The organism is Candidatus Pelagibacter sp., assembly GCF_052049935.1.
Lineage (GTDB): Bacteria > Pseudomonadota > Alphaproteobacteria > Pelagibacterales > Pelagibacteraceae > Pelagibacter.
The window spans coordinates 1-24,317 of sequence record NZ_JBNGZA010000005.1 but is presented as its reverse complement, the minus strand read 5'-3'; the positions used below and the strand labels follow the sequence as shown (position 1 = coordinate 24,317).

Genomic DNA, 24,317 nt, shown 5'->3' with positions numbered 1-24,317 from the left:
AATTGTCTAGGTTAAATTGATGGCTAAAAGAGACTATTATGATGTCCTAGGCGTAAATAAAAGCGCAAGTCCTGAAGACATAAAATCAGCTTACCGAAAATTAGCAGTAAAATACCATCCAGACAAAAATCCTGGTGATAAAACTGCTGAAGATAAATTCAAAGAAGCTAGTGAAGCTTATGGAATTCTTTCAGATAAGACTAAAAAAGAAAATTATGATAATTTCGGCCATGCTGCATTTGAAAATGGTGGTGGTGGTCAAGGTGGTTTTGGAGGCTTTGGTGGATTTAATGGTTCAGACTTCTCCGATATCTTTGAGGATTTTTTTGGTGGTTTTGGGGGCGACAACAGAAGAAGCAACAGAAGAAGTTCAAGTAATAGAGGATCAGATTTAAGATACGATTTATCAATAACACTTGAAGAGGCATACACAGGTAAGAAGCAAAATATCCAATTCTCAACATCTGAAAAATGTGGCACTTGCAAGGGCAACGGCTCAAAACCAGGCCATTCTCCTGATAGATGTACTTATTGTGGTGGAAATGGTAGAGTAAGAACTAACCAAGGCTTTTTTACAGTTCAACAAACATGCCCACAATGTGCGGGTAGTGGTGAGGAAATTACAAATCCATGTAATGATTGTAATGGCCAAGGAAATAAACAAACATCTAAAAAGTTGGCAGTTACTATTCCTCAAGGTGTTGATGATGGAACTAGAATTAGACTGTCAGGTAAAGGTGAAGCAGGCACAAGAGGCGGTGCTAATGGTGATTTGTATTTGTTCATTAATGTTAAATCTCATGAATTATTTAAAAGATCTGATGAAAACTTATTTTTTGAATGTCCTATTTCAATAGCTGATGCAGCTTTAGGAACTACAATTGAAATTCCAACCATAGATGGTGGAAAAGCAAAAATTAAAATTCCTGAAGGAACACAATCAGGCAAACAATTTAGACTAAGAGGCAAAGGTATGCCATATATGCGTGGGAGTGGTAATGGAGATTTATATGTGCAAATTGAAACTGAGATTCCCGTTTCTTTAAACAAGAAACAAAAGGAGTTATTAGAACAATTCAGAAAAATTGAAAACGAAAAATCTAATCCTAGTATTAAACAATTTTTCCAAAAAGCAAAAAGTTTCTGGAAAAACTAATCTTTGTAATAATTTAAAAGATATATATAAAATTAAATTAGCATGAAAAATATAAACCTTACCATAACTGGTTGTATGGGTCGTATGGGTCAACAATTAATTAAAACTGCCAGAAAAGAAAAAGGTTTTAAAATTTTTAGTTTAACTGAACACAAAATTATTAATAAAAAGTTTGGTGGTATTAAACCTCAACTTAACACAAAAGATGCTTTTAAAAAAACAGATGTAATAATTGATTTTACAATTCCTAAATGTACTTTTGAAGTATTAAAAATAGCTACAAAATTAAAAAAGAGAATTGTTATAGGGACAACAGGTTTTACTAAAAAAGAGGAAAAATTAATTAAATCTTATTCAAAAAAAATCCCAATTCTAAAAGCTGGAAATATGAGTCTTGGCATAAATTTATTAATGTATTTAACTGAAATTGCCGCAAAATCTCTTGGAAAAAAATATCTTAGTAAAATTTATGAGGTACATCACAAACATAAAAAAGATTACCCTTCTGGAACCGCATTAATGTTGGGTAATGGTATAGCTGTTGGTAAAAATAAAAACTTTTACAATTTAATCGGAAAAAAATTTTTAAATAAAAAGAACTTTCCATATGGAAATAAAATTAATTTCAATTCAATAAGAAAAGGAGAAATAATTGGAGAACATGAGGTATTATTTTCAAGTGGAAAAGAAATAATAAAACTAAATCATGAAGCTTTTGATAGAGCATTATATTCTGAAGGAGCATTGTCAGCTGCAAGTTGGCTAATGAAAAAGAAACCTGGCTTATATTCAATGAGAGACTTGATGAATTTCAAATAATGAATGAAATTCAAAGAGCAAAAATAGTATTAAAAATACTTAACAAAACATATCCAAAAATTGAAGTTCCATTAAAAAGTAGAAATGTTTTTACATTACTTGTTTCGGTGCTTTTATCTGCTCAATGCACGGATGTTAATGTCAATAATGTTACCAAAAATATATACCCTAGGTATTATAGACCTGAACATTATGTTAAACTTGGTAGAAAAAAAATTGAAACATTAATAAAAAAAATTGGTATTTTTAGAATTAAAGCAAAGAGTATTTATAATTTATCGAAAATATTAGTTAATAATTATAAAGGTCGAGTTCCTAAAACATTTGAAGAACTCGAAAAATTACCTGGTGTTGGTCACAAAACAGCTAGTGTTGTAATGTCTCAAGGTTTTGGACATCCTGCATTTCCTGTGGATACACATATTCATAGACTTGCTCAAAGATGGGGATTAACAAATGGTAAAAATGTGATCCAAACAGAAGAAGATTTAAAAAGATTATTTCCAAAAAAAAATTGGAATAAACTTCATCTCCAAATAATTTATTATGGGCGAGAATATTGTAAAGCTAGAGATTGCTATGGAATAAGTTGTAAAATTTGCACTTCTTGTTATCCTAATAGAAAAAAACCTTTTATTGCAAAAAAACCATAATGAAAATACTTGGAATTGGAAATGCTATTGTTGATGTTCTGTGCAAAGTAACTGATGATTTTTTGAAACAAAATTCGTTAACTAAAAGCACTATGAAATTAGTTGATGAAAAAGAATTCAAAAAACTTTTGTCTTCTTTAAAGATAGAGGAAACTATTTCAGGTGGGTCAGTCGCAAATTCCATAGTTGGCTTATCACAATTAGGAAACAAAGTCGGTTTTTTAGGTAAAATAAGCGATGATGATTTAGGAAAAAAATACGAAGAAGGTCTAAAAAAAGAAAAGGTTGAGTATATATATTCAAAAAAGTCTGAACCAATTCCTACAGGATCTTGTTTAATTTTAATTACTCCCGATTCTGAAAGAACGATGTGTACATTTTTAGGTACTGCTGGAAAAATCAACGATAAAGATGTTGATGAAGAAAAGATAAAAAAAGCAGATATTACTTTTCTCGAAGGTTATTTATGGGATGAAGGTGAACCAAAAAAAGCATTTGATAAGGCAATTAATTTTTCAAATAAAGTTGCAATGTCATTATCTGATTTATTTTGTGTTGAAAGACATAAAGTTCATTTTTTAGATTTAGTAAAAAATAAATTAGATATTATTTTTGCTAACGAACAAGAAATTATGTCTTTAATAAACGCTAATACTTTTAATGAAGTGGTAGATTTTTCAAAACAAATTAAAAAGAATATAATCATTACAAGAGGTGAAAAGGGTGCAGTTTCAATTAACTATAATGAGGTTGAAGAATGTGAAGCTGCTAAAAATTTAATAATTAAAGATTTAACAGGAGCAGGAGATTTATTTGCAGCAGGATATTTACATGGATATATTAATAAAATGTCGTCCAGAGAAAGCTTAGTTAAAGGAACTGAGTTATCATCTAAAATTATTCAAAAAATAGGTGCTAGAATCTAATTTTTTTTCTCTTAAAACTTCCTTTACCTTTTTTTGGTCTAACTATCTTTGGCTTATATCTTCTATTAAACAAGTTTTTAGCAGCTAAGTTTTTTTTCAATTTAAATGGTATCCATTTTTGTCATATTTTATTAAATTATTATCATTAAACTTTTCTAAAAACTTTTTTCTCAATCTATAAATATGCGTCTCAACTGTATGGGTCTCTAATTCAAAAGAATGTTGCCACACCTCTTTTTGCAAGTCTTGTAAGCTAACATTATTATTATTCTTAATATACATTAATAGTTTTGTTTCTTTTTCCGTTAAATCTAAAACTGTTTCTTTAAAGGAAATCTTTCTTGAGTTAAGATCTAAATTATATTTACCAATCAAAATACATGATTGATTGTTAAAATTATTGCCAAGAAAAAGTATATTTATTTGTTCTAAAATTTTTTCTATTTTTGATGGAACATTTATTAAATTACAGTTCTTAATATCTCTATTTTGCAATGACACTATTATGTAATCGTCTAATTTTTCTAAATCATTTTTGACTTTATCAAATGAAATTATTTCAAAATTTAAATATTCCTTAATTTCTTCTAAAATTTCTATTAATATAGGTGATTTATATACTATTAATTTTTTTATGTTCATAAAATGCAAATAATATTAAGAAATAAGAATACTCTTTTATTTGATGATTTTAAATTCAAATGTTCCATTGGAAAAAAAGGCCTGACATCAAATAAAAAGGAAGGAGACCTTAAAACACCTAAGGGAATTTACTCAATAGGATCTCTATTTTATAGGAAAGATAAATATCCTGAGCCTAAAACAAAATTAAAAAAAATAAAAATTACAAAAAAAATGGGTTGGTGTGATGACATTAATCACAAATACTATAATAAACTTATTACTGTAAATCAGAAAGTCAGACATGAAAAATTATTAAGAAAAGATATAAATTATGATCTTTTAATTCCAATAAACTATAATACAAAAAAAGTTATTAAAAATAAAGGCAGTGCTATTTTTATTCATTTAACAAAAAATTATAAAAAAACTCAAGGATGTATTGCTCTCAAAAGTAATGACATGTTAATTTTGTTAAAACTTATTAACAAAAAAACAAAAATAAAAATAATTTAGACTTTAAGTTCTTTCTCCAAAAATTTTTGATCCTATTCTTACATAAGTAGATCCAAAATCTATCGCTTTGATATAATCAGATGACATGCCCATACTTAATTCTTTTAAACCTAATTGATTATTTAGTTTTTCCATTTCAGCAAAATATAAGTTCACATTATCTACATTTGGTGGGATACACATTAATCCAACAATATTTAAAGCAAGATTATTTACACATTCATCATAAAAACTTTTTAGTTTTAAAGTTTCTACTCCACTCTTTTGAGGTTCATTTCCTATATTTACTTGAATAAATAATTTTAAAGATTTTTTTAATTTTTGTTGCTCAGCAGATATTTTTTCAGCTAATTTTAAATTATCAAGAGAATGGATATAATCAAATATTGGTACAACGTGTTTAACTTTATTTGTCTGCAATTTTCCGATCATGTGTAACTTTAAATTAGGGTATTGATTTTTCTTATCTGTCCATTTTTCTACTGCTTCTTGAACTTTATTTTCACCAAAATGTTCATGTCCATACTCAACTAATGATTTTATTTTATTAAATTTAAAGGTTTTGCTTACCGCAATTATTTTAATATCTTTATTTTTTTGATATATTTCACTTTTAACAGCTTCGAAATTGTTGATTATATCATGCATAATTCTTTATATAAAATTTTTCATTATATAGATACCTTTGATAAAAATTACATTGATAAAATTGATAATAAAATAATTCTTATTTATAGAAATTATGAGCAAAAAACAAATGTTGGTTACTTAAAAGAATTAAGAGATTACTGTAAATCTAGAGGAAGAAAAATAGTTTTATCTAATAACTTTAAATTAGCAAAACAACTTAAGTTTGATGGTGTTTACATTCCATCATTTAACAAGATAAAATTTAAATTTGTTAAAGTGAGACATAATTTTTTAATCATTGGATCTGCACATAATGTTGAACAGATCAAAGTTAAAGAAGATCAAGATGTTCAAATGATATTTATTTCTCCATTATTTGAAACAAAATCTAAATCAGCTCTTGGATTAAATAAATTTAGAAATTTATCATTAGTAACAAATAAAAAAATTTTAGCACTTGGGGGTATAAGTCAAAAAAATTTCAAAAAATTACAGTTGCTAAATATTGCTGGTTTTGCAGCAATTAACTATATAAGAGATAAATATGATTTCAAAAAATGAGTTTCAAGAAAAAGTTAATATTATTCTACAGCATTTTAATACCAACAATTACGATGTTGTAATTTCTCTTTCTCTAAAATTATTAAAGAAAATTCCAAACCATGAATATTTAATGAATTTAATAGGAATGAGCTATCATCGAACTAACAAGTTAGATGAAGCTGAAAAAATATTTAAAACAGTCTTAAAAAATAATCCCAATAATCAAGTTGTTAAAATGAATTACGCTATGGTTTTAAAATCAAGGGATAATATTTCAGATGCAATTTCATATTTAGAACAAATATTAGAAAGAAATCCAAAATACATAGCTGCAATAAACAACTTAGCTAACATAAAGAAAGACAATGGTGAATTTGAAATTGCGATTAATTTGTACCTAAAAATTTTAGAACTAGATGAAAATATAGCTGTTGTTCATTATAATTTGAGTTTGTGTTATCAACAAATTCGAAAAAAACAAAAAGCTATAGAACATGCAGAACAGGCTTTAAAAATTAATCCAAATTTGACACAGGCAGATCAAATCATAAGCTCATTAACAAATTATAATCATGCAGAAACTTCTGTTCATTTTAAGTCAATGTTAGAAAGAGCTAATCAAATAAAATCAAATCAGCAAACATTTATCCCTTTATTTTTTTCAATAGGAAAATCATATGAGGACAAAGAAGAATATGCAAAAGCTTATGAATTTTATAATAGAGCGAATAACTTATTCAAAAAATTTAATTCAACAAGTATTGATAATGAAATTAAAGAATTTGAATTAGTAAAAAACTTTTTTAAAAAAGAAAAAAATAATTTAAAATCAAAAAAAGTAAACGATAAAAAAATCATCTTTATTTGTGGTATGCCAAGATCAGGCACGACTTTATTAGAGCAAATAATTTCAACAAATGATCAGATTAAAAGTTTGGGTGAAACTAATTCATTAAATAAATCTATTGAAAAAATGGTTAATTTCAAAGATCAAAATTTTGCAAAGAAAATAATTGAATATGCTGATGAACCATTTAATCAAATATATGATAATTACATCAACCTTATTCAAAGATATAAAATTGATCAAAAAATTATTACTGACAAAAGTTTATTAAATTTTAAATATATTGGTCTTATTAGAATTTTCTTTCCCAACTCAAAAATATTAGTTTTAAAAAGAGAACAAAATAATAATTTTTTTTCAATATTTAAAAATTATTTACCAGCTTTAACTTGGACGTTTGATAAAGAAGAGATTTTCAGATTTTTTAAACTGTTTGATAATTATATTGAATTTTGGAATGAACAATCTGAAGAGATGATGTTAATCGAATATGAATATTTAATAAAAAACACTGAAGATATAACAAAAAAAATTTTTAATTTTTGTGATTTAGAATGGAATAAGGATTGTTTGAATTATCATCAGCTAAATAAATCACCTATAAAAACTGCTAGCAATAATCAAGCAGATAAACCTATCTATAAATCCTCCTTAGACAAATTTTCTCTTTTCAAAAAATATTTTGGATAAAAAAAAACGGCCCTCAAAGGAGGGCCGTTAATATAATTTAATCTTCTACTTAATTAGAACGCTAAAGATAAATTGATTTCAGTTCTGTCAGTGTCTGCAGATGCAGCTGTTGAACCGTTAGCATTATCTTGTTCTGAAGATTGGATAGCTAAAGTAGCACCACCCATAGTGTAAGCTACTGAAATAGCTGTAGACTCTTCTTCAACGTCAGCAGTTCCAGAAGTATTTCTGTGATCGTTTGTCATTTGTGAGTATGATACTGAAAGATCATCGTTCACATTGAATACGATACCAAGACCTTCTGTAGACTGAGTAACAGCTCCACCAGCTCCACCAGAAGTTTCTGATTGGTTTAAACCAACAGTTACTGGTCCCATTGAGTAGTTAGCGTAACCAGTTACTGAAGTTCTGTCAGTTGAAGTTGTAGTTCCATTCTTCACTGAAGATTCACCATAACCAAGTCCAGCAGCTAAACCATCAACTAAAGCAGGTAAAGTAATTGCTACTGAAGCAGCAGAACCTGATGCAGTTGAAGTTGAACCTACACCGTTTTGATTACCGTCAGCGTTAGCAGTATCGTTAACACTTTGGTCGTACATTGCGTTTACACCTAATCCAGCAATTGTATTAGTGTACTGAATTACGTTTTGTGAACCAGCACCAACAAAGTCTGGACCTGTACCAGCGTGACCATCCCAAGACTCTTCCCAAGCAGTTGGAGTCATGTCATCGATTGCACCGATACCATTTCCACCTACACCTTGGTCAAGTTCTAATACACCGTTGTCGCCCATGTCGATTGCGATGTTTGAAGATGATACACCTGCTGAGTCAGATAATACGTTAGTGTATGTAACAGTCATTCCGTTAACATCACCTGAACCAGAAAATGTCATGTTGTTTTTCATACCAATTCCACCACCTTGAGTAGTATTTGTACCACTTTGTGATGTGTATGACATTACAGCTGAACCGCTTACTGAAAGTTCTCCAGCGTTAGCAGCAACTGCAGCTAGTGAACCAGCTAATGCTGATACACCGATTTTAGTTAGTTTTTTCATAATAATTACTCCTTTAATAATTAATTAATTAATTATGAGCGGATCTTTTAACAAATAATGGGGTAATTTTTTTAAAATTCGTTGAATTTATTGTTTTTTTTTGGCTTTGTTGTATTTTTATCACATAATTTTTGTTTAATTATTTAACTTTTGAGATAATTGTAACATTTTAAACAAATTTTAAAGTTATTTAATTATACACAAAATTATAATGAAATTTTTATTTTATCATAAAATATTTAAAAATCTTTTAATTTTAATTCTATTCAATTTTTTAGTTGTTGGATGCGGTCTTTACAAGCCATCTGATGCTCGGAAAGTTTCTGGTAATGCAAAAGAAAGAGTTAAAAAAAATTTAGAAGAAGGTAAAAGAATTAGATTTTCTAGTTTAACCGGTGGTGGTTCTGGCCAATTTGAATTCGCATCATCTAATGAAATGTGGAGAGCTTCAATGGATATTTTAGATTTCATTCCTCTATCAAACGCTGATTATGGTGGCGGTGTTATTATTACCGATTGGTTTAATGATACTGACGAAAATAATTCAGTTAAAATTATGGTTAGATTTTTATCTAATGAAATAAGAGCAGATGGAGTTAAGGTAACAGTTTTTAGTAAAGATTGTAAACCATTTGATGATTGTTTAACTTCAAATGACGATAATCTTTCAAACGATATTAAACTTGCAATTTTAAAAAAAGCTGCTGAATACAAACTTATTTCAGATGAGAAAGACAAAGAAGAGTTCAAAAAAAAACGTGGCGGTACAGTTCCAAAAGAACTGAGATAATTTAATAAATATAGCCTAACAAATGGAAAGATATAATTTTAAAGATATCGAATCTAAGTGGCAAAATTTCTGGAATGAAAATAAATCCTTTAAAACCACTCGAGATAATAAAAAACAAAAATTTTATTGTTTAGAAATGTTTCCTTATCCATCGGGTAAAATTCATATGGGTCATGTGAGAAATTATACTATTGGTGATGTTCTCGCAAGATATAAGAAAATGTTAGGTTTTAATGTATTGCATCCAATGGGATGGGATTCTTTTGGTATGCCAGCAGAAAACGCGGCAAAACAAAACAATCTTGATCCAAAAGATTGGACAGAAAAAAACATTGAAACAATGAAAAAACAATTAAAAAAACTTGGTTTATCAATAGATTGGGATAGGGAAGTTTCTACTTGTTCACCCGAATATTATAAACACCAACAAAAATTCTTTTTGGATCTTTATGACAAAGGGTTAGTTTATAGAAAAGAAAACTATGTAAATTGGGATCCTGTTGATGAAACAGTTCTAGCAAATGAACAAGTTATTGATGGCCGAGGTTGGAGATCAGGAGCATTAGTAGAAAGGAAAAAACTTAATCAATGGTTTTTCAATATAACTAAGTTTTCTCATCAGCTTTTAGATGGCCTAAATGAACTTGATCAATGGCCCAAAAAAGTAAAAACAATGCAACAAAATTGGATCGGTAAATCTTTTGGATGTGAAATTAATTTTAAAATCACAGGTGCAAAAAATCATGATAGTATAAAAATTTTTACAACTAGACCTGATACATTATTTGGTTGTACTTTTTTAGCTTTATCTGTTGATCATCCTCTTGCTAAATATTATGAAAATGACGATAATTTTAAAAAATTTAAAGATGAGTGTTCTAAAACAGGAACAACAGAAGAAGCCATTGCTCAAGCCGAAAAATTAGGATTTAAAACTGAATTTATTGCAACAAATCCATTGGATGAAACTATTAAAGTTCCAGTTTATTTTGCCAATTTTGTATTGATGGATTATGGATTTGGCGCTGTATTCGGGTGTCCGGCTCATGACCAAAGAGACCTCGATTTCGCTATTAAATATAATTTAAATGTGATTACTGTAGTCAAACCACATGATCAAGATGAGAACTTTAATGTTTCTAATGTTGCTTATACTGGATCTGGAACAATAGTTAATTCTAAAATTTTAAATAATCTTCCTGCACCTAATCAAGCAATACAAGAAGCTATTAAAATATTAGAAGAAAGAAAATTAGGAGAGAAAAAAACTAATTTTAGACTTAAAGATTGGGGTATTTCGAGACAACGTTACTGGGGCTGTCCGATACCAATTGCATATAATAAAAATAACGAAATTGTTAAAGTCCCTATTGAAAAATTACCAATTATGCTGCCTGAAAATATTAATTTAAATACAAAAGGGAACCCTTTAGATTCACAGATTGAATGGAAAAAAATTTCAATTAACGGTGAAGAATGTAATTTAGAAACTGACACATTAGATACCTTTGTAGACTCTTCATGGTATTTCCTTCGATTTTGTTCACCGCACAATGATAAAGATCCTTTTAACAAGGAGGATATAGATTATTGGATGCCTGTTGACCAATATATTGGTGGAGTAGAACATGCAATACTTCATTTATTATACTCACGTTTTTTCATGCAAGCTATTAATCATAACAATGATAATTTTAATATTAAAGAACCATTTAATGGTTTATTTACGCAAGGTATGGTTTGTCACGAAACTTACAAAGATGAAAATAAAAAATGGTTAAGTCCAGAAGAAGTAACTTTTAAAGATGGTCAGTTTTTCCTTAAAAATGACAATACTGTAAAAGTAACAGTTGGTCCTTCGGAGTCCATGTCTAAGTCAAAAAAAAATACAATTGACCCTGAGAATACAATAAATGATTTTGGAGCGGATGCTGTAAGGTTATTTATTATGTCAGACAGTCCACCTGAAAAGGATGTGCAATGGTCTGATCAGGGTATTGAGGCTTCATATAAATTTATACAAAAAATTTGGTCACTTCATCAAAAAATTATAAATAAATTATCATCAGATTTAACAGATAAAAATAATAAGAATGAGGATCTGTTGAAATTTACAAATGTCATGAACAATAAAATCACAAATAATTTAGAAAGTTTTAGGTACAATGTTATTGTTGCAAACTTTTATGAAATTTACAATTTTATGATAAAAATCATAAATCAACCTTTATCAAAAGAAGTTCTGAAAGATTGTTATTCTACAATTTTGAAACTTATGTCTCCATTCATGCCTCATATAACATCCCAGTGCTTAGAAGAAATAACCGAAAATGTAAAAGAAATCACATGGCCAATAATAAATAAAAAATATCTATTGGAAGATAAAGCTAAGATTGTTATCCAAATTAATGGAAAAAAGAAAGATTTAATAGAAATAGATTATAATTGTAATGAAGAAGAAATCATAAAAATTGTTGAAAAAAATTCAAAAATTCAAAAAGGTTTAGAAAATAAAAAAATTATAAAAAAAATTTTTGTTCCAAACAAAATTTTAAACTTTATTATTAAATAATATGAAAAAATTAATTTATATTATTACTTTTCTAATATTAACATCTTGTGGATTTCAACCAATTAACAATGCACTAAATTATAATTTTATATTTAAAGAGGTTGAAATATCAGCAGAACCAATCATAAAAAAAGAATTAAAAAAATTTTTTTCTAAACAACAAAATGTTTCAAATAAATCTGGAAGTATTTATGAAATATTAATAAATGGATCATCTGATAGATCTATTTCAGCAAAAAATTCATCCGGTATCGCTACAATTTATAAAACTACAATATCGATAAATGTTATCTTGAAATCAAATGAAAAAGAAATATTGAAAAAAAATTATCTAAAAGAAATTCAATACAACGATCAATCAAGTAAATTTGAATTAAAACAATACGAAAATATTTTAAAAAAAGATTTAGTTAGAGAAATTTCTATTGATATTCTAAACGATATAGCCACTACAAATGATTAAAAAAAATTTTGAATTAAAAAATTCAAAAGAAAAAATTTTTTTATTTCATGGTGAAAATTTAGGTTTAAAAAAAGAGATAATCAAAAACTATTTTAAAATAAACATTAACAGTGAAAATATTTATAATTACGAAGAAAATGAAATCATAAAGAAAAAAGAAATTTTATTTGATCATCTTCTAAATAAATCTTTTTTTAATGAGCAAAAACTTATTACTATAAATAAGGCAACAGATAGGATTCTTAATATTTTTGATGAATTTAAAAATTTTAAGTTAACTGATTTAGTTATTATCTGCATATCAGATAAATTGGACACTAAATCTAAAATTAGAAAATTTTTTGAAAAACACAAAGATTTGGTATCAACGCCTTTTTATAAAGATGACGATAAGACATTAAGTTTATTATCTAGAAAATTTTTTGCTAAAAAAGGAATCTCAATATCACAAGAAATGATTAATGTGCTTGTTGATAAAAGTTCAGGTGATAGGCTAAACCTTACTAACGAACTTGCTAAAATTGAAAGTTACACATCTAAAAATAAAAAAATTAATTTTGAAGAGCTAACAAAATTAATAACACAAAATGAAAATGTAGGAATATTTGAATTAGTAGATTTTTGCTTGGCTGGAAATAAAAAAAAAGTCATAAAAATTTTAAATGAAAATAATTATACAAATGATGATTCAATCATGATCACCAGAATATTTTTAAAAAGATGCCTAAGATTACTGGATCTGCAAAAACATGCTGAAGATATCAAATCAACAGATATGGCAATTAATTCATTTAAACCTCCAATTTTTTGGAAAGAAAAAGAAGGTGTTAAACTTCAATTAAAAATTTGGACAAAGGGAAATTTATTGAAACTAATAAATAAGATTAATAATCTTGAGTTAAGCATCAAAAAAAATTCTCAAAATTCATTAGTATTGATTAACGATTTTATATTTTCTTCAATACGCAATTAATAATTTTTTTTCAAAGTTTCAATAATTCTGTCTAACTGTTCTAAATTTTTATATTCGATTTTTATTGAACCACTATTTCTTTTATTATTATTGATAATCACTTTTAAGCCAATTTTTTCGATCAAAGAGTTTTCCAAAGATTGAACATTTGTGTCCCTCGATTTGAGTGAATTTTTTTTTTTAAAAATTTTTACAAAATTTTCTGCCTGTCTTACTGATAATTTTTTATTAAATATTTTTTCAGCAATAAATTCTGCATTATCTAGCCCAACTAAAATTTTTGCATGGCCTGATGTAATTTTTCTCTCTTCAATTAAATTTAAAACTTTTTGAGGTAAAGTTAATATTCTTAGACTATTCGTAATATAACTTCTGCTTTTACCAATAAATTTAGACACCTTTTCATGATCGTACGAAAACTCATCGATTAATCTTTGATAACTTTGAGCTTCTTCAAGTGGATTAAGATCATCTCTTTGAACATTCTCAATAATTGAGAATTCTAAGGATTTTAAGTCGTCAGCCTCAGTTATAACAACTGGTACTTCTGCTAACCCTGCCTTCTTAGCAGCTAACCATCTCCTTTCTCCCGCAATAATTTCGTATTTCCCCTCAATATTGTTGTGATTTCTTACTACAATAGGTTGGAGGATGCCCCTTTCTTGAATTGAGTTAACTAATTCTTGAAGTTTAGTTTCATCAAAAATTTTTCTCGGTTGATAACGATTTTTGAATAAATCATTTATTGAAACTTTATTTATAGAATTATTTTTTTTAGTCTCTCCTATAAGTGATGACAAGCCTCTACCTAAACCTTTTCTCAATTTATTCATTAAGCAACACTCTCCATATTAAATTCTTGATTTATAAATTCGTCTGTAAAACTAAAATATGATTTACTTCCAGGACAATTTTTATCATAAACTAGGACTGGTACGCCATGTGAAGGTGCTTCTGATAAACGAACATTTCTAGGTATTACCGTTTTATAAACCTTTTCTTTGAAAAATTCTCTTGCTTCCTTTTCCACCTCTGATGATAGCTTGTTCCTTTTATCGTACATAGTTAATAATATCCCTTGTATGTTTAACTTTGTATTAAGGTTTACTCTCACCCTTTCTATTGTTTTCATTAGCTGTGTTAGTCCCTCCAAGGCGAAAAATTCTGTTTGTAGCGGCACTAATAAGGATTGAGATGAAACTAATGCCATCACGGTTAAAAGGCTTAACGAAGGCGGACAATCAATTAAAACATAATCATATTTTGTTGAATTTTCATCAATATATTTAAGTAATTTATCTTTTAGAATAAAGGCTCTCTTTTCATCACCTGCAGTCTCAACCTCTAAACCAGATAAATCCACATTTGATGAAATTAGATCTAAATTTTCAAAATTTGTTTTTTTAATTGTTTCAGAGATTTTTTTGGATCCATTCAAAACACCATAGATAGTAGTCTCTGAGTCATCTGTATTAGATAAACCTAGCCCTGTTGTTGCATTTCCTTGTGGATCTAAATCTATAACTAAAATTTTTTTATTTAATTGTGATAATCCTGCTGCCAAATTAATCACTGTAGTGGTCTTGCCCACCCCACCCTTTTGATTAATTATAGAAATTATTTTCATAATTTTTTTATTTCTCTTATATTTAATATAAACGACTCACTATTTGTGACGCTTTTTTTTATTTGATAATTAAGTTTCCATTTTTTTAAAACATCTCTTAAAATTTTCTCACCAGATTTTCCCATAAAAATAATTAAGTTTTTACAATTATTAAATTTGTTATTTACTAAGTCCAAAACTATTGGCAAAGGTTTAAATGCTCTTGAGGTTATTATGAGTTTTTCTTTTCTTTCTTCATGAAAAATATCACTTTGGATTATTTTAGTTTTCAAGTTTAATTTTTCAGAGACTTTTTTTAAAAATTTACTTTTATGAAAACTTTTTTCGAGCAATTCTACATTTAGAGATGTGTTTTTATGCTTAGCAACAATAGCAGTAACTATGCCAGGAAATCCTGATCCTGAACCTAAATCTACTATTTTTTCATTATTAAAGTCAATAAAATCAAGTATTTGCAACGAATCTATTATATGTCGTTCCATGATATAATGCTTATTTATATTTTTTCTACTTATTAAGTTTATTAAACTATTCTCCTGAATAATAAGTTCAACAAATAATTCAAGATCATTACAAGTTTCACGTGAAACATTAATGTTGTATTTTTTTAAATAATCCTGAGAATTAATATTATCCATTAAGCAATTCGCTTAATAGACTTTCTTTTAACATGTGACAATAGAATATAAGCAGCGGCCGGGGTGACACCATCGATACGTAATGCTTGACCTAAAGTTTTTGGTTTAATTTTTTTGAATTTTGACCTTATTTCATTAGATAAACCTGAAAGTTTCTCGTAATTTAAACTTTCTGGAATAATTAGATTTTCATCTCTTTTAAATGCCAATATATCAGAATCTTGTTTTTTTAAATAACCTTTATAATGGCAATTTATTTCAATTTGTTCATCTACTTCTTTGCTAAAAAATGGAATTTTTGGCCAAATTTCCCTAATTTTAGACATTTTAATAGAATTTCTAGACAAAACCTCTTCAGCAGTTCTTAGAACACCATCTTTAGCGATTTTAACTCCAAATTTTTCAGCTTTTGATGGAGAAATTTTAAAATTTTTCATGGATACTTTTGTGTCATTAATTTTGAAAAGTTTATCTTCAAAAATATTTTTTCGATTAAGTGAAATTAATCCGATTGCTGTCCCTTTTCTTGTAAGTCTGATATCTGCATTATCAGCTCTTAAAGTTAAACGATACTCGGCCCTGGAGGTAAACATTCTGTAAGGTTCGGATACGCCCTTGGTAACTAAATCATCAATCATTACTCCAATGTAAGCTTCTGACCTATCTAGGACGAAAGGCTCTTCCTTTTTAACAGATAATGCAGCATTAATACCTGCAATAAGACCTTGTCCAGCTGCTTCTTCATAACCAGTGGTTCCATTAATTTGACCAGCCAGGTATAAATTTTTAATTTTTTTTGTTTCTAAAGTTAATAGAAGTTCTCTAGGGTCGACATAGTCATATTCTATAGCATATCCAGGTCGAATTATTTTAACATTTTCTAAACCTATGATATTATTACATATTTCTTGTTGAACATTTTCAGGTAGTGAAGTAGAAATACCATTAGGGTAAATCGTATAATCATTTAATCCTTCTGGCTCAAGATATATTTGATGTCTTGTTTTGTCTTCAAATTTTACAATTTTATCTTCTACAGAAGGACAATATCTAGGACCAACTCCCTGAATGGAACCAGAATACATAGCGCTCTTTTTTAAATTTTGTTTTATTATTTTATGAACAATTTCGTTTGTATAAGTCATCCTGCAACTAACTTGTTTATTCAAATTTTTTTTTGTTAAGAAAGAAAAAAAATAAGGATCTTTATCTGCAAACTGTTCTTCCAGATTTTTATAATTGATTGTTCTAGAGTCGAGTCTAGGAGGTGTTCCAGTTTTTAATCTTCCTAATTTAAATTCATAATTTTTTAATTGTTCGCTTAGCCCCGTAGTAGGTTTTTCATTAAATCTACCCGCTGGAATTTTTTTGTCACCAATGTGTATCAATCCGTTCAAAAAAGTTCCTGTTGTAAGAATAGTTTTAGAACTTTTAATAATTAAACCAGATTTAGTAATTATACCACTTATAGAGTTTTTAGTAAAAATAAATTCATTTACAGGATCAGAAAAAATCTTTAAATTACAGTAGTTTGCAAGTATTTCTTGCATATTTTTTTTATAAAGATACCTATCGCTTTGAGTTCTGGGTCCTCTAACGGCTGGACCTCTACTACTATTTAACAATCGAAACTGAATTCCAGACTTGTCTGCTACAACCCCCATTAATCCATCGAGAGCATCAATCTCTCTAACCAAATGACCTTTTCCCAAACCACCTATTGCTGGGTTACATGACATCTCACCAATTGAATTAAAATCATTTGTAACCAAAGCTGTGTTTATGCCCAATCTTGAAGAAGCGGCGGCGGCTTCACATCCAGCATGTCCACCTCCAATTACAACAACATCATAGAATAATTCTTTTTTCATTGAGATAAACTTATAGGCCAAATTAATATTTACAAGTCTATAAAACTAATGAAATAATTGAGTTTACTTGCCTATACAAAAATCGTTAAATATTTTTCCAAGAATTTCTTCTACGTCTACATCACCAACTATTTTACCAAGATATCTTGTTGCTAACCTCAAATCTTCAGCAGCTTTATCAAAATCATTTGCAGATTTTTTCTCTAAAAATAATTTCAATTGTTCTAAACACTTCTCAAGATTATATCTATGACGTTCACGAGAAATTAAAATATTGTTCTCATTAAAATAATTATTTTTTAAAAAAACTTTAATTTTTTTTAAAATTTGATCTAGCCCATCATTGTGCTTTATAGAAATGAGTGAATAATCATCAATTTTTAAATTAATTTTTGAAAGATCGGCAGAGATCAAGTCTGACTTATTTAGAATTACCAAACTCTTGTCATCGTAAATATCATCAAAAAAACCTTTAAAATTGGGGTTTTTAGCATCTAACAAAATAATCTTAAGATCGGAGTTTTTTGCGTGTTCTAAGGCCAAATTTATACCTTTCTTCTCAATTGGGTTAGTTGTTTCTCTAATTCCAGCTGAATCAAATATTTTAACTGGATAACCGTCTAAATTGAGATTTACTTCTATAATATCCCTTGTGGTGCCTTCAATTTCAGAAACAATAGCTGCTTCACGTTTTGAGAAATAATTTAGTAAACTTGATTTTCCGGAATTTGGAGGACCAATTATTACAATTTTAAACCCATCACGTATTTTTTCTCCAACTTGATTATCATTTAAAATTTTTGATATTTTGACGATTATTTCTTCTGTTTCTTTTTTTATGTTTTTCAGAATATCTTCTGGAAGATCTTCATCTGGAAAATCTATTTGGGCTTCAATGTTTGATAAAACTTTTAAAAGTCTACTTCTAAGTTCTAAATAGATTTTTTCAACATCCCCAGCTAAAAATTTTATTGCTTGTTTTCTTTGTAGTTCTGTTTCAGAAGATATCAAATCAGATATCGCTTCAACTTTGATTAGGTTAATCTTTCCATTTTCAAAAGCTAATTTAGTAAACTCACCAGGTTCTGCCAATCTACAATCTTTATTCTTTGAGAGATTAAATAACATAGAGTTTATGACAGCTTTACTCCCATGCAAATGTATTTCTGCTATATCTTCACCAGTATAACTATTTGGTTTTGGAAACCAAAGTATCATTCCTTCATCAATAATTTCTTTATCTATTCCATAGATTTTTTTTAATGTTGCTTTGCGTGGGCTTGGGAACCTACCTTCTATTAATGAAGTCAAAACTTTTTTTGTTTGAGGTCCAGATATTCGTATTACACTTATTCCCGATGTGCCCGAGGGCGTTGATAGAGCATAGATAGTCATTATTTATTAAATCTTATTATAAATATTTAATAGAGTCTGGTAAAAATTCTCTCTAAAACTTTTTACGTCAAACAATGGGCTTTTTAACGAATTTTCAAATATAAAATTTCTTAATTCTAAAAGTTTGTTTTTGTCTGTAGAAAGAAAACAGGCTTTTTCGATATAATCTTTATAATTTGTTGCTACTAACCAATCTGCTCCTAAGTTCTTATTAATTGATTTGCCACATCGTGAAGTGAAATTATTACCATTTAAAGTTAAAACTGGTACACCTTTCCATATTGCTTCAAAGGTTGTTGTCACACCAGTATAAGGAAATGTGTCTAAAGCTATATCAATCTCATCATATAATTTTAAATGATCGTCAAAATTTCTAATACTTTCAAAAATTATTTCATTTTTTATGCCATATGATTCAAATTTATTCTGAATTATTTCTACTTCTTTGTGTCTAGTAGATTTTAAGATTAATTTTGAATTTTTAACTTTTTTCAAAATTTCTGCCCAAATTTCGATGTTCTTATTACTTAATTTTAAAAAATTATTAAATGATCCAAAGGTTATAAATCCATTTTTTAAAGAAGGTGGATCAACCTTAAATCTTTTAGAATTTATTCCAGAATGACAATTCCAGATTTTATTTAGATAAATCACTTTCTCAGAGTATAAATTTACCTCGTTTTCTAAGATTAAATTTTTATCCGACAAGATATAATCAATTTCTTTTATTCCACTTGTATTACAAAATCCCATCCAGGATATTTGAATTGGTGCTACTCTATTTTTTAATAACTCAATTCTATTATCTGATGTTATTGACATTAAATCGATTACAATATCAATTTTTTTAGCCCTTATAATATTTGTTGCATCAAGATCATTTTTAGAAAAAATATCAATTCTATCATCAAATAGAATTTCAAATTCTCGAGTGGTATCATCTTCTTTTTTTGGATCTACATTTGATATAAAGATTGTCTCAAATTGTTCATCATCTTTATTAATAAGTATAGATTTCAAGAAATAAGTTACTGAGTGTTTTTTAATAATATCAGCACTAATAAAACCAATTTTTATTGGTTTTTGTTTTGATTTAGTTAATTCAACAAAATTATCTTTTTTATGATCTATTAAAATGTTGGATAAATTTTTTGAAAATTTAAAATAATCTTCTTGAGTCCAACTATTCTCCATTAAATTTAGGTACATGTAAGTACAAATAATTTCTTTATCTGCATCATTATTTTTTATTAATGATTTTAAAAAAAATATAGCTTTTTCAACGTTATTAAGTTTTAAATAAATTCTAAATATTTGAAACATGAGTTTTTTTTCATATTTAAAATGATTGAGTGCTTCCTCAATTAGAGGTAGAGATAATTTTGCTTTATTGTGGGTTATAGTAAGCTGAATAAAATTTATCAAAGCTTCAAGAGCTTGTTTGGTGGTTTTTTCTTTATCGTATGCTTTTTTAAAACAATCTAAAATTATATTTATACCAGTCTTATCGCTATCGAGTAATTTAGCGGCCCCTAATATATTTAATATTTGTGAAGACAAATCATCAGCATGGATTTCATCTTCGATTATATTTATTACTCTTTTATATTTTTTTTCAGTAAAACTTTTAACTAAATCAACTTTGATTTTTTCATCAATCATCTTTTATTGATGATAATTTTATGCTGGTTTATTCATAGAATTAAAAAATTCAGCATTATTCTTGGTGTCTTTTAATTTTGAATTAATAAATTCAATTGCATCCATTGTACCCATTGGGGCTATTATCCTTCTTAAAACATTCATTTTTTGAAGATCACTTTTATCAAATAGAAGCTCCTCTCTTCTTGTTCCAGATTTGGTGATATCAATTGCTGGATAAATTCTTTTATCTGCAATTTTTCGATCTAGAACAGTTTCGCTATTACCAGTTCCTTTAAATTCTTCAAATATTACCTCATCCATTCTACTACCAGTATCAATTAAAGCAGTAGATATAATTGTTAATGAACCACCTTCTTCAATATTTCTAGCTGCACCAAAGAACCTTTTTGGTCTTTGAAGTGCATTAGCATCAACACCACCTGTTAAAACCTTACCTGAACTTGGTATAACAGCGTTGTAGGCTCTGCCTAATCTTGTGATTGAATCTAATAAGATAACAACATCTTTTTTGTGCTCGGTTAATCTTTTAGCTTTTTCAATTACCATTTCTGCTACTGCAACGTGCCTTTGTGCAGGTTCATCAAAAGTTGAGCTTATAACTTCTCCTTTTACTGTTCTTTGCATATCTGTTACTTCTTCAGGTCTTTCATCAATTAACAAAACAATCAAATAACACTCTGGATAATTTTTTGCGATTGAATTTGCTATACTTTGAAGCATTATTGTTTTTCCTGCTTTGGGGGGAGAAATTATTATTGATCTTTGTCCCTTACCAATTGGACTTACAAGGTCTATCAATCTGGGTGTTAAGTCTTGTTTCTTATCAGGTTTGGTTGTCTCAATCTCCATAACTAATTGTTTATTAGGATATAGTGGTGTTAAATTATCAAAAGCTATTTTGTGTCTAGATTTTTCTGGTTCTTCAAAATTTATTTTGCTTACTTGTAGAAGGGCAAAGTATCTTTCACCTTCTTTGGGTGCTCTGACAGGGCCCTCGACTGTATCACCAGTTCGTAAGCCAAACTTTTTTATTTGACTTGGACTCACATATATATCATCTGGACCAGGCAAATAATTTGACTCCATTGCTCTCAAAAAGCCAAAACCGTCTTGTAACAATTGTAAAACACCAGCGCCGGTAATTTCCTCTTTTTCAGCAACCTTTTTAAGTATTGCGAATAATATTTCTTGCCTTCTAAGTGTACTTGCATTCTCAATACCAAGTTCCTCAGCCTGTGTGATTAATTGTTCAGATGTCTTTAATTTTAATTCTTGAATATTCATGGTTTAATGATTTTAATAAGATAGGGTACAGTTAATATAATGCTTCCAAATTAAATTTCAACCTTAGATTGGCTTAAAAATAACAACAAATATGATTAAAATTAAAAGCAAAGTGGGAATTTCGTTTATATATCTATAAAATTTAGATGACTTATTGTTCTCGTCAAATTTAAATTTATTTAATAAAGCCCCTAAGTAAAAATGATAAAATGTAAGAATTACAACAAATATGAGCTTTAATTGTAACCACAAAGCTCCTAATTGATCAAATCCAACTTTAGATATTAACAACAACCCAAACAACCAGCTTAAAACCATGGCTGGCGTCATAATATAATAAAACAGTTTACGCTCCATAGTTTTAAATACCGAAGTAACAATTTCATTATTATTTTCAGAATGATAAACAAAAATTCTAGGAAGATATAATAAACCGGCCATCCAAGAAATTACTGCTATGAGATGTATGCTTTTAAATAACAAATAACTATTCATGATTTAAACAAGGACATTTTTTAAAATTATTAGGACATTGTGTTTTTGGGGGAAACAGGTTTTCTGTTAATCTATTATCTTCTTTGTTGATTACTAAGTTGGATAAAGAAGATATAAAATTAGCATTAATACCTAAAGCAGGAACCCTCACATATTCAACACATCCATTTTTGTCTGCTAGTTCTTTATATTCTATATCTAGTTCTACTAGAGTTTCTGAATGTTCAGAGACAAAAGCAATTGGCACCAAAACAATTTTTTTTCCATCTTTTGAAGTCTCTATAATTACATCCTCTGTTGATGGTCCAATCCATTTTAATGGTCCAACTCTACTTTGATAACTTAAGATCCAATCTAAATTTTCTATATTCATTTTGTTTACAATTTCATTAACTGATTGTTCAACCTGCCATTGGTATGGATCACCATTTTTAATATTTTTTTCTGGTAGGCCATGAGCAGAAAAAATTAACTTATAATTTGTTAGATCTTTAATTTTCTTATGAATTTCGTATATATGTGCATCAATAAAATTGGTTTCGGTTGGATAACAACAAATTGTTGATGTTTTAACTGTATAATCATTTTTCTTACACACATCATGCCATTCTTTTATTGACGATCCTGATGTTGCTGCTGAGTATTGAGGATATAAAGGTAATAATATTACTTCGCCAGGATTAAAATTTTTAACTTCATGAATAACATTTTCAGCTCTAGGATGCCAACACCTCATAACAATAAAACATTTGTATTCATTATTTTGATCTTCATTATTTAATTTGTTTTCTAATGAATTGGATTGGTCTATAGTTAATTTTAAAATAGGTGATGCACCGCCAAGTTCTTCGTATATTTTTTTTGCTGTTGGTGCTCTTCTATTAGATATTAATTTTGCTAAAGGATATCTTAAAAATTTTGGTAAATTTAATATTGCAGGATCATAGAACAGATTAAAAAGAAATGGCTCCACGTTTTCTAGCTTATCTGGTCCACCTAAATTAAATAAAATTACAGCTTTTTTCATTTAATAATCTTTTACAAATTTTACTAAATAATCCATCATTTCAGGTTTTGTTTCCGGCAAAATACCATGGCCCAAATTAAAAATATATGGATGATCTTTAAAAATATCCAAATATCTTTTGGCTTCCTTTTTTAAGTTATCCTTGTCTGTTAATAGTACTTTAGGATCCATGCCGCCTTGAACCGGTATTTTTATATTTTTCACAATTTCTACAGGGTCAACTTCATAATCTATACAAACCGCATCTGGTTTAACTATATCACAATAATTTTTATAATTTTTAATACCTCTAGGAAAGCAAATTACCGGAACATTTAAACTTTTTACATAATCCACCAAACTTAGGGTAGGTATATATACATAGTTAGGTAAATCTTTTTCTTCCAATAAGCCTGCCCAGCTATCAAAAATTTGAATTGTTTCTGCGCCATTATCTATTTGATTTTTAATATGTAGTTTTAAAAATCTTTCAATTAGAAATAAAATTCTGTTTATTAAAAAATCATCATTAAAAAAATTATTTTTTAATTTTAATTTTGGTGATTGTTTATTTAACATATAGACTAATAAAGTCCAAGGAGCACCAATAAACCCTATAGTGCTTTTTTTGTCTGTTAAACTATTTTTACTTACTTGATTTATTGCTTTATAAACTGGATAGACCCTTTCTACAAAATCAACTTCATCTAATTTTGAAGCAGCTTTTAAATCTAATTCTCCTAATAATGGGCCAAAATCTTTTTTAAATTCTACCTTTTGATTTAATCCATAAGGTAACATTAATATGTCAGAAAAAATTATAGCTGCGTCTAGGTCAAATCTTTTTAAAGGTTGTAAAGTTATTTCTGAAGATAAATCGGCATTAAGACATAATTTGATAAAATCTGGATTTAATTTTCTAATTTCTCTAAATTCTGGTAAATACCTACCAGCTTGCCTCATGATCCATATAGGATTAATATTAGTCTTATTTTCTTTAATTACTTTATGAATAGGTGTCATTTAATAATTATATATATTTAGATAGTATTATTAGTAAGTATTGTGAATAATGG

24 protein-coding genes are annotated in these 24,317 nt (G+C 27.8%); 11 read left to right on the top strand and 13 right to left on the bottom strand.

What is annotated here, in order from left to right; genetic code table 11:
• The first annotated feature begins 19 nt into the window (after positions 1 to 19).
• Genes dnaJ through ACTT90_RS03350 form a run of 4 tightly spaced genes read left to right on the top strand, consistent with a single transcriptional unit; the run spans position 20 to position 3,554 of the window.
• A complete protein-coding gene (gene dnaJ / locus ACTT90_RS03365) occupies positions 20 to 1,156 on the top strand; it encodes a molecular chaperone DnaJ (RefSeq protein WP_440937437.1) in 1,137 nt (378 codons plus the stop codon).
• A 42-nt stretch (positions 1,157 to 1,198) separates the two neighbouring features.
• The gene (gene dapB, locus ACTT90_RS03360; RefSeq protein ID WP_440937436.1) at positions 1,199 to 1,975 is read left to right on the top strand and encodes a 4-hydroxy-tetrahydrodipicolinate reductase; all 777 of its coding nucleotides are present in this window, start codon (positions 1,199 to 1,201) and stop codon (positions 1,973 to 1,975) included.
• Positions 1,975 to 2,628, top strand: coding sequence for an endonuclease III (nth, locus tag ACTT90_RS03355; RefSeq protein WP_440937435.1), 654 nt, complete (start codon positions 1,975 to 1,977; stop codon positions 2,626 to 2,628). Before dapB ends, nth begins: the two co-directional genes overlap by 1 nt.
• Positions 2,628 to 3,554 (top strand): adenosine kinase, encoded by a 927-nt coding sequence (locus tag ACTT90_RS03350; protein WP_440937434.1) that lies wholly within the window; start codon positions 2,628 to 2,630, stop codon positions 3,552 to 3,554. The genes nth and ACTT90_RS03350 overlap by 1 nt, the downstream gene beginning before the upstream one ends.
• A gap of 96 nt (positions 3,555 to 3,650) precedes the next feature.
• On the opposite strand, the gene ACTT90_RS03345 is transcribed toward ACTT90_RS03350, so the two are convergent.
• The gene (locus tag ACTT90_RS03345) at positions 3,651 to 4,196 is read right to left on the bottom strand and encodes a response regulator transcription factor (RefSeq protein ID WP_440937433.1); all 546 of its coding nucleotides are present in this window, start codon (positions 4,194 to 4,196) and stop codon (positions 3,651 to 3,653) included.
• Positions 4,197 to 4,199: 3 nt separating this feature from the next.
• Here ACTT90_RS03345 and ACTT90_RS03340 point away from each other — a divergent pair, with 3 nt between their 5' ends.
• On the top strand, positions 4,200 to 4,691 hold the full coding sequence (locus ACTT90_RS03340; RefSeq protein WP_440937432.1) for a L,D-transpeptidase family protein: 492 nt from the start codon (positions 4,200 to 4,202) through the stop codon (positions 4,689 to 4,691).
• A 3-nt stretch (positions 4,692 to 4,694) separates the two neighbouring features.
• Here the strand turns inward: ACTT90_RS03340 and ACTT90_RS03335 are convergent, their stop codons facing one another.
• Complete coding sequence (locus ACTT90_RS03335; RefSeq protein WP_440937431.1) at positions 4,695 to 5,339, bottom strand: YggS family pyridoxal phosphate-dependent enzyme; 645 nt, start codon at positions 5,337 to 5,339, stop codon at positions 4,695 to 4,697.
• On the opposite strand from ACTT90_RS03335, the gene ACTT90_RS03330 reads away from it, so the two are divergent.
• Together ACTT90_RS03330 and ACTT90_RS03325 are read left to right on the top strand one after the other, a co-directional pair.
• The gene (locus ACTT90_RS03330; RefSeq protein WP_440937430.1) at positions 5,334 to 5,882 is read left to right on the top strand and encodes a thiamine phosphate synthase; all 549 of its coding nucleotides are present in this window, start codon (positions 5,334 to 5,336) and stop codon (positions 5,880 to 5,882) included. The genes ACTT90_RS03335 and ACTT90_RS03330 overlap by 6 nt on opposite strands.
• Positions 5,866 to 7,401, top strand: coding sequence for a tetratricopeptide repeat-containing sulfotransferase family protein (locus tag ACTT90_RS03325; RefSeq protein ID WP_440937429.1), 1,536 nt, complete (start codon positions 5,866 to 5,868; stop codon positions 7,399 to 7,401). The genes ACTT90_RS03330 and ACTT90_RS03325 overlap by 17 nt, the downstream gene beginning before the upstream one ends.
• 53 nt (positions 7,402 to 7,454) lie before the next feature.
• Here ACTT90_RS03325 and ACTT90_RS03320 read toward each other — a convergent pair whose 3' ends face one another.
• Positions 7,455 to 8,462 (bottom strand): porin, encoded by a 1,008-nt coding sequence (locus ACTT90_RS03320; RefSeq protein WP_440937428.1) that lies wholly within the window; start codon positions 8,460 to 8,462, stop codon positions 7,455 to 7,457.
• Between the two features lie 211 nt (positions 8,463 to 8,673).
• On the opposite strand from ACTT90_RS03320, the gene ACTT90_RS03315 reads away from it, so the two are divergent.
• From ACTT90_RS03315 to holA, 4 genes are read left to right on the top strand one after another with little or no spacing between them, the layout of a single operon-like run.
• The gene (locus tag ACTT90_RS03315; protein ID WP_440937427.1) at positions 8,674 to 9,252 is read left to right on the top strand and encodes a DUF3576 domain-containing protein; all 579 of its coding nucleotides are present in this window, start codon (positions 8,674 to 8,676) and stop codon (positions 9,250 to 9,252) included.
• Between the two features lie 22 nt (positions 9,253 to 9,274).
• A complete protein-coding gene (leuS, locus tag ACTT90_RS03310) occupies positions 9,275 to 11,824 on the top strand; it encodes a leucine--tRNA ligase (RefSeq protein WP_440937426.1) in 2,550 nt (849 codons plus the stop codon).
• A gap of 1 nt (position 11,825) precedes the next feature.
• Positions 11,826 to 12,287 (top strand): hypothetical protein, encoded by a 462-nt coding sequence (locus tag ACTT90_RS03305; RefSeq protein ID WP_440937425.1) that lies wholly within the window; start codon positions 11,826 to 11,828, stop codon positions 12,285 to 12,287.
• Positions 12,280 to 13,260, top strand: a complete 981-nt coding sequence (gene holA / locus ACTT90_RS03300; protein ID WP_440937424.1) for a DNA polymerase III subunit delta — start codon at positions 12,280 to 12,282, stop codon at positions 13,258 to 13,260. Before ACTT90_RS03305 ends, holA begins: the two co-directional genes overlap by 8 nt.
• Here the strand turns inward: holA and ACTT90_RS03295 are convergent.
• The 10 genes from ACTT90_RS03295 to hemE form a co-directional block, all read right to left on the bottom strand.
• A complete protein-coding gene (locus tag ACTT90_RS03295) occupies positions 13,257 to 14,093 on the bottom strand; it encodes a ParB/RepB/Spo0J family partition protein (protein WP_440937423.1) in 837 nt (278 codons plus the stop codon). The genes holA and ACTT90_RS03295 overlap by 4 nt on opposite strands.
• Positions 14,093 to 14,887, bottom strand: coding sequence for a ParA family protein (locus ACTT90_RS03290; RefSeq protein WP_440937422.1), 795 nt, complete (start codon positions 14,885 to 14,887; stop codon positions 14,093 to 14,095). The genes ACTT90_RS03295 and ACTT90_RS03290 overlap by 1 nt, the downstream gene beginning before the upstream one ends.
• On the bottom strand, positions 14,884 to 15,525 hold the full coding sequence (locus ACTT90_RS03285; protein ID WP_440937421.1) for a 16S rRNA (guanine(527)-N(7))-methyltransferase RsmG: 642 nt from the start codon (positions 15,523 to 15,525) through the stop codon (positions 14,884 to 14,886). Before ACTT90_RS03285 ends, ACTT90_RS03290 begins: the two co-directional genes overlap by 4 nt.
• Positions 15,525 to 17,396: a tRNA uridine-5-carboxymethylaminomethyl(34) synthesis enzyme MnmG gene (gene mnmG, locus ACTT90_RS03280; protein WP_440937420.1), complete on the bottom strand. Its 1,872-nt coding sequence runs from the start codon at positions 17,394 to 17,396 to the stop codon at positions 15,525 to 15,527. The genes ACTT90_RS03285 and mnmG overlap by 1 nt, the downstream gene beginning before the upstream one ends.
• A gap of 63 nt (positions 17,397 to 17,459) precedes the next feature.
• Positions 17,460 to 18,791: a tRNA uridine-5-carboxymethylaminomethyl(34) synthesis GTPase MnmE gene (gene mnmE, locus ACTT90_RS03275; protein ID WP_440937419.1), complete on the bottom strand. Its 1,332-nt coding sequence runs from the start codon at positions 18,789 to 18,791 to the stop codon at positions 17,460 to 17,462.
• A gap of 6 nt (positions 18,792 to 18,797) precedes the next feature.
• Entirely contained in the window at positions 18,798 to 20,453 is a 1,656-nt protein-coding gene (locus ACTT90_RS03270; RefSeq protein ID WP_440937418.1) for an O-linked N-acetylglucosamine transferase, SPINDLY family protein, read from the bottom strand.
• An 18-nt stretch (positions 20,454 to 20,471) separates the two neighbouring features.
• Entirely contained in the window at positions 20,472 to 21,740 is a 1,269-nt protein-coding gene (gene rho, locus ACTT90_RS03265; RefSeq protein WP_440937417.1) for a transcription termination factor Rho, read from the bottom strand.
• A 63-nt stretch (positions 21,741 to 21,803) separates the two neighbouring features.
• On the bottom strand, positions 21,804 to 22,235 hold the full coding sequence (gene hemJ / locus ACTT90_RS03260; protein ID WP_440937416.1) for a protoporphyrinogen oxidase HemJ: 432 nt from the start codon (positions 22,233 to 22,235) through the stop codon (positions 21,804 to 21,806).
• Positions 22,228 to 23,262 (bottom strand): ferrochelatase, encoded by a 1,035-nt coding sequence (gene hemH / locus ACTT90_RS03255; protein ID WP_440937415.1) that lies wholly within the window; start codon positions 23,260 to 23,262, stop codon positions 22,228 to 22,230. Before hemH ends, hemJ begins: the two co-directional genes overlap by 8 nt.
• Positions 23,263 to 24,264 (bottom strand): uroporphyrinogen decarboxylase, encoded by a 1,002-nt coding sequence (gene hemE / locus ACTT90_RS03250; protein ID WP_440937414.1) that lies wholly within the window; start codon positions 24,262 to 24,264, stop codon positions 23,263 to 23,265. It abuts the gene before it with no gap.
• Positions 24,265 to 24,317 lie beyond the last annotated feature (53 nt).

Coding starts and splice junctions, on each gene's coding strand:
- dnaJ (WP_440937437.1), top strand. CDS start 20: ATGGCTAAAAGAGACTATTATGATGTCCTAGGCGTAAATAAAAGCGCA.
- dapB (WP_440937436.1), top strand. CDS start 1,199: ATGAAAAATATAAACCTTACCATAACTGGTTGTATGGGTCGTATGGGT.
- nth (WP_440937435.1), top strand. CDS start 1,975: ATGAATGAAATTCAAAGAGCAAAAATAGTATTAAAAATACTTAACAAA.
- ACTT90_RS03350 (WP_440937434.1), top strand. CDS start 2,628: ATGAAAATACTTGGAATTGGAAATGCTATTGTTGATGTTCTGTGCAAA.
- ACTT90_RS03345 (WP_440937433.1), bottom strand. CDS start 4,196: ATGAACATAAAAAAATTAATAGTATATAAATCACCTATATTAATAGAA.
- ACTT90_RS03340 (WP_440937432.1), top strand. CDS start 4,200: ATGCAAATAATATTAAGAAATAAGAATACTCTTTTATTTGATGATTTT.
- ACTT90_RS03330 (WP_440937430.1), top strand. CDS start 5,334: ATGCATAATTCTTTATATAAAATTTTTCATTATATAGATACCTTTGAT.
- ACTT90_RS03335 (WP_440937431.1), bottom strand. CDS start 5,339: ATGCATGATATAATCAACAATTTCGAAGCTGTTAAAAGTGAAATATAT.
- ACTT90_RS03325 (WP_440937429.1), top strand. CDS start 5,866: ATGATTTCAAAAAATGAGTTTCAAGAAAAAGTTAATATTATTCTACAG.
- ACTT90_RS03320 (WP_440937428.1), bottom strand. CDS start 8,462: ATGAAAAAACTAACTAAAATCGGTGTATCAGCATTAGCTGGTTCACTA.
- ACTT90_RS03315 (WP_440937427.1), top strand. CDS start 8,674: ATGAAATTTTTATTTTATCATAAAATATTTAAAAATCTTTTAATTTTA.
- leuS (WP_440937426.1), top strand. CDS start 9,275: ATGGAAAGATATAATTTTAAAGATATCGAATCTAAGTGGCAAAATTTC.
- ACTT90_RS03305 (WP_440937425.1), top strand. CDS start 11,826: ATGAAAAAATTAATTTATATTATTACTTTTCTAATATTAACATCTTGT.
- holA (WP_440937424.1), top strand. CDS start 12,280: ATGATTAAAAAAAATTTTGAATTAAAAAATTCAAAAGAAAAAATTTTT.
- ACTT90_RS03295 (WP_440937423.1), bottom strand. CDS start 14,093: ATGAATAAATTGAGAAAAGGTTTAGGTAGAGGCTTGTCATCACTTATA.
- ACTT90_RS03290 (WP_440937422.1), bottom strand. CDS start 14,887: ATGAAAATAATTTCTATAATTAATCAAAAGGGTGGGGTGGGCAAGACC.
- ACTT90_RS03285 (WP_440937421.1), bottom strand. CDS start 15,525: ATGGATAATATTAATTCTCAGGATTATTTAAAAAAATACAACATTAAT.
- mnmG (WP_440937420.1), bottom strand. CDS start 17,396: ATGAAAAAAGAATTATTCTATGATGTTGTTGTAATTGGAGGTGGACAT.
- mnmE (WP_440937419.1), bottom strand. CDS start 18,791: ATGACTATCTATGCTCTATCAACGCCCTCGGGCACATCGGGAATAAGT.
- ACTT90_RS03270 (WP_440937418.1), bottom strand. CDS start 20,453: ATGATTGATGAAAAAATCAAAGTTGATTTAGTTAAAAGTTTTACTGAA.
- rho (WP_440937417.1), bottom strand. CDS start 21,740: ATGAATATTCAAGAATTAAAATTAAAGACATCTGAACAATTAATCACA.
- hemJ (WP_440937416.1), bottom strand. CDS start 22,235: ATGAATAGTTATTTGTTATTTAAAAGCATACATCTCATAGCAGTAATT.
- hemH (WP_440937415.1), bottom strand. CDS start 23,262: ATGAAAAAAGCTGTAATTTTATTTAATTTAGGTGGACCAGATAAGCTA.
- hemE (WP_440937414.1), bottom strand. CDS start 24,264: ATGACACCTATTCATAAAGTAATTAAAGAAAATAAGACTAATATTAAT.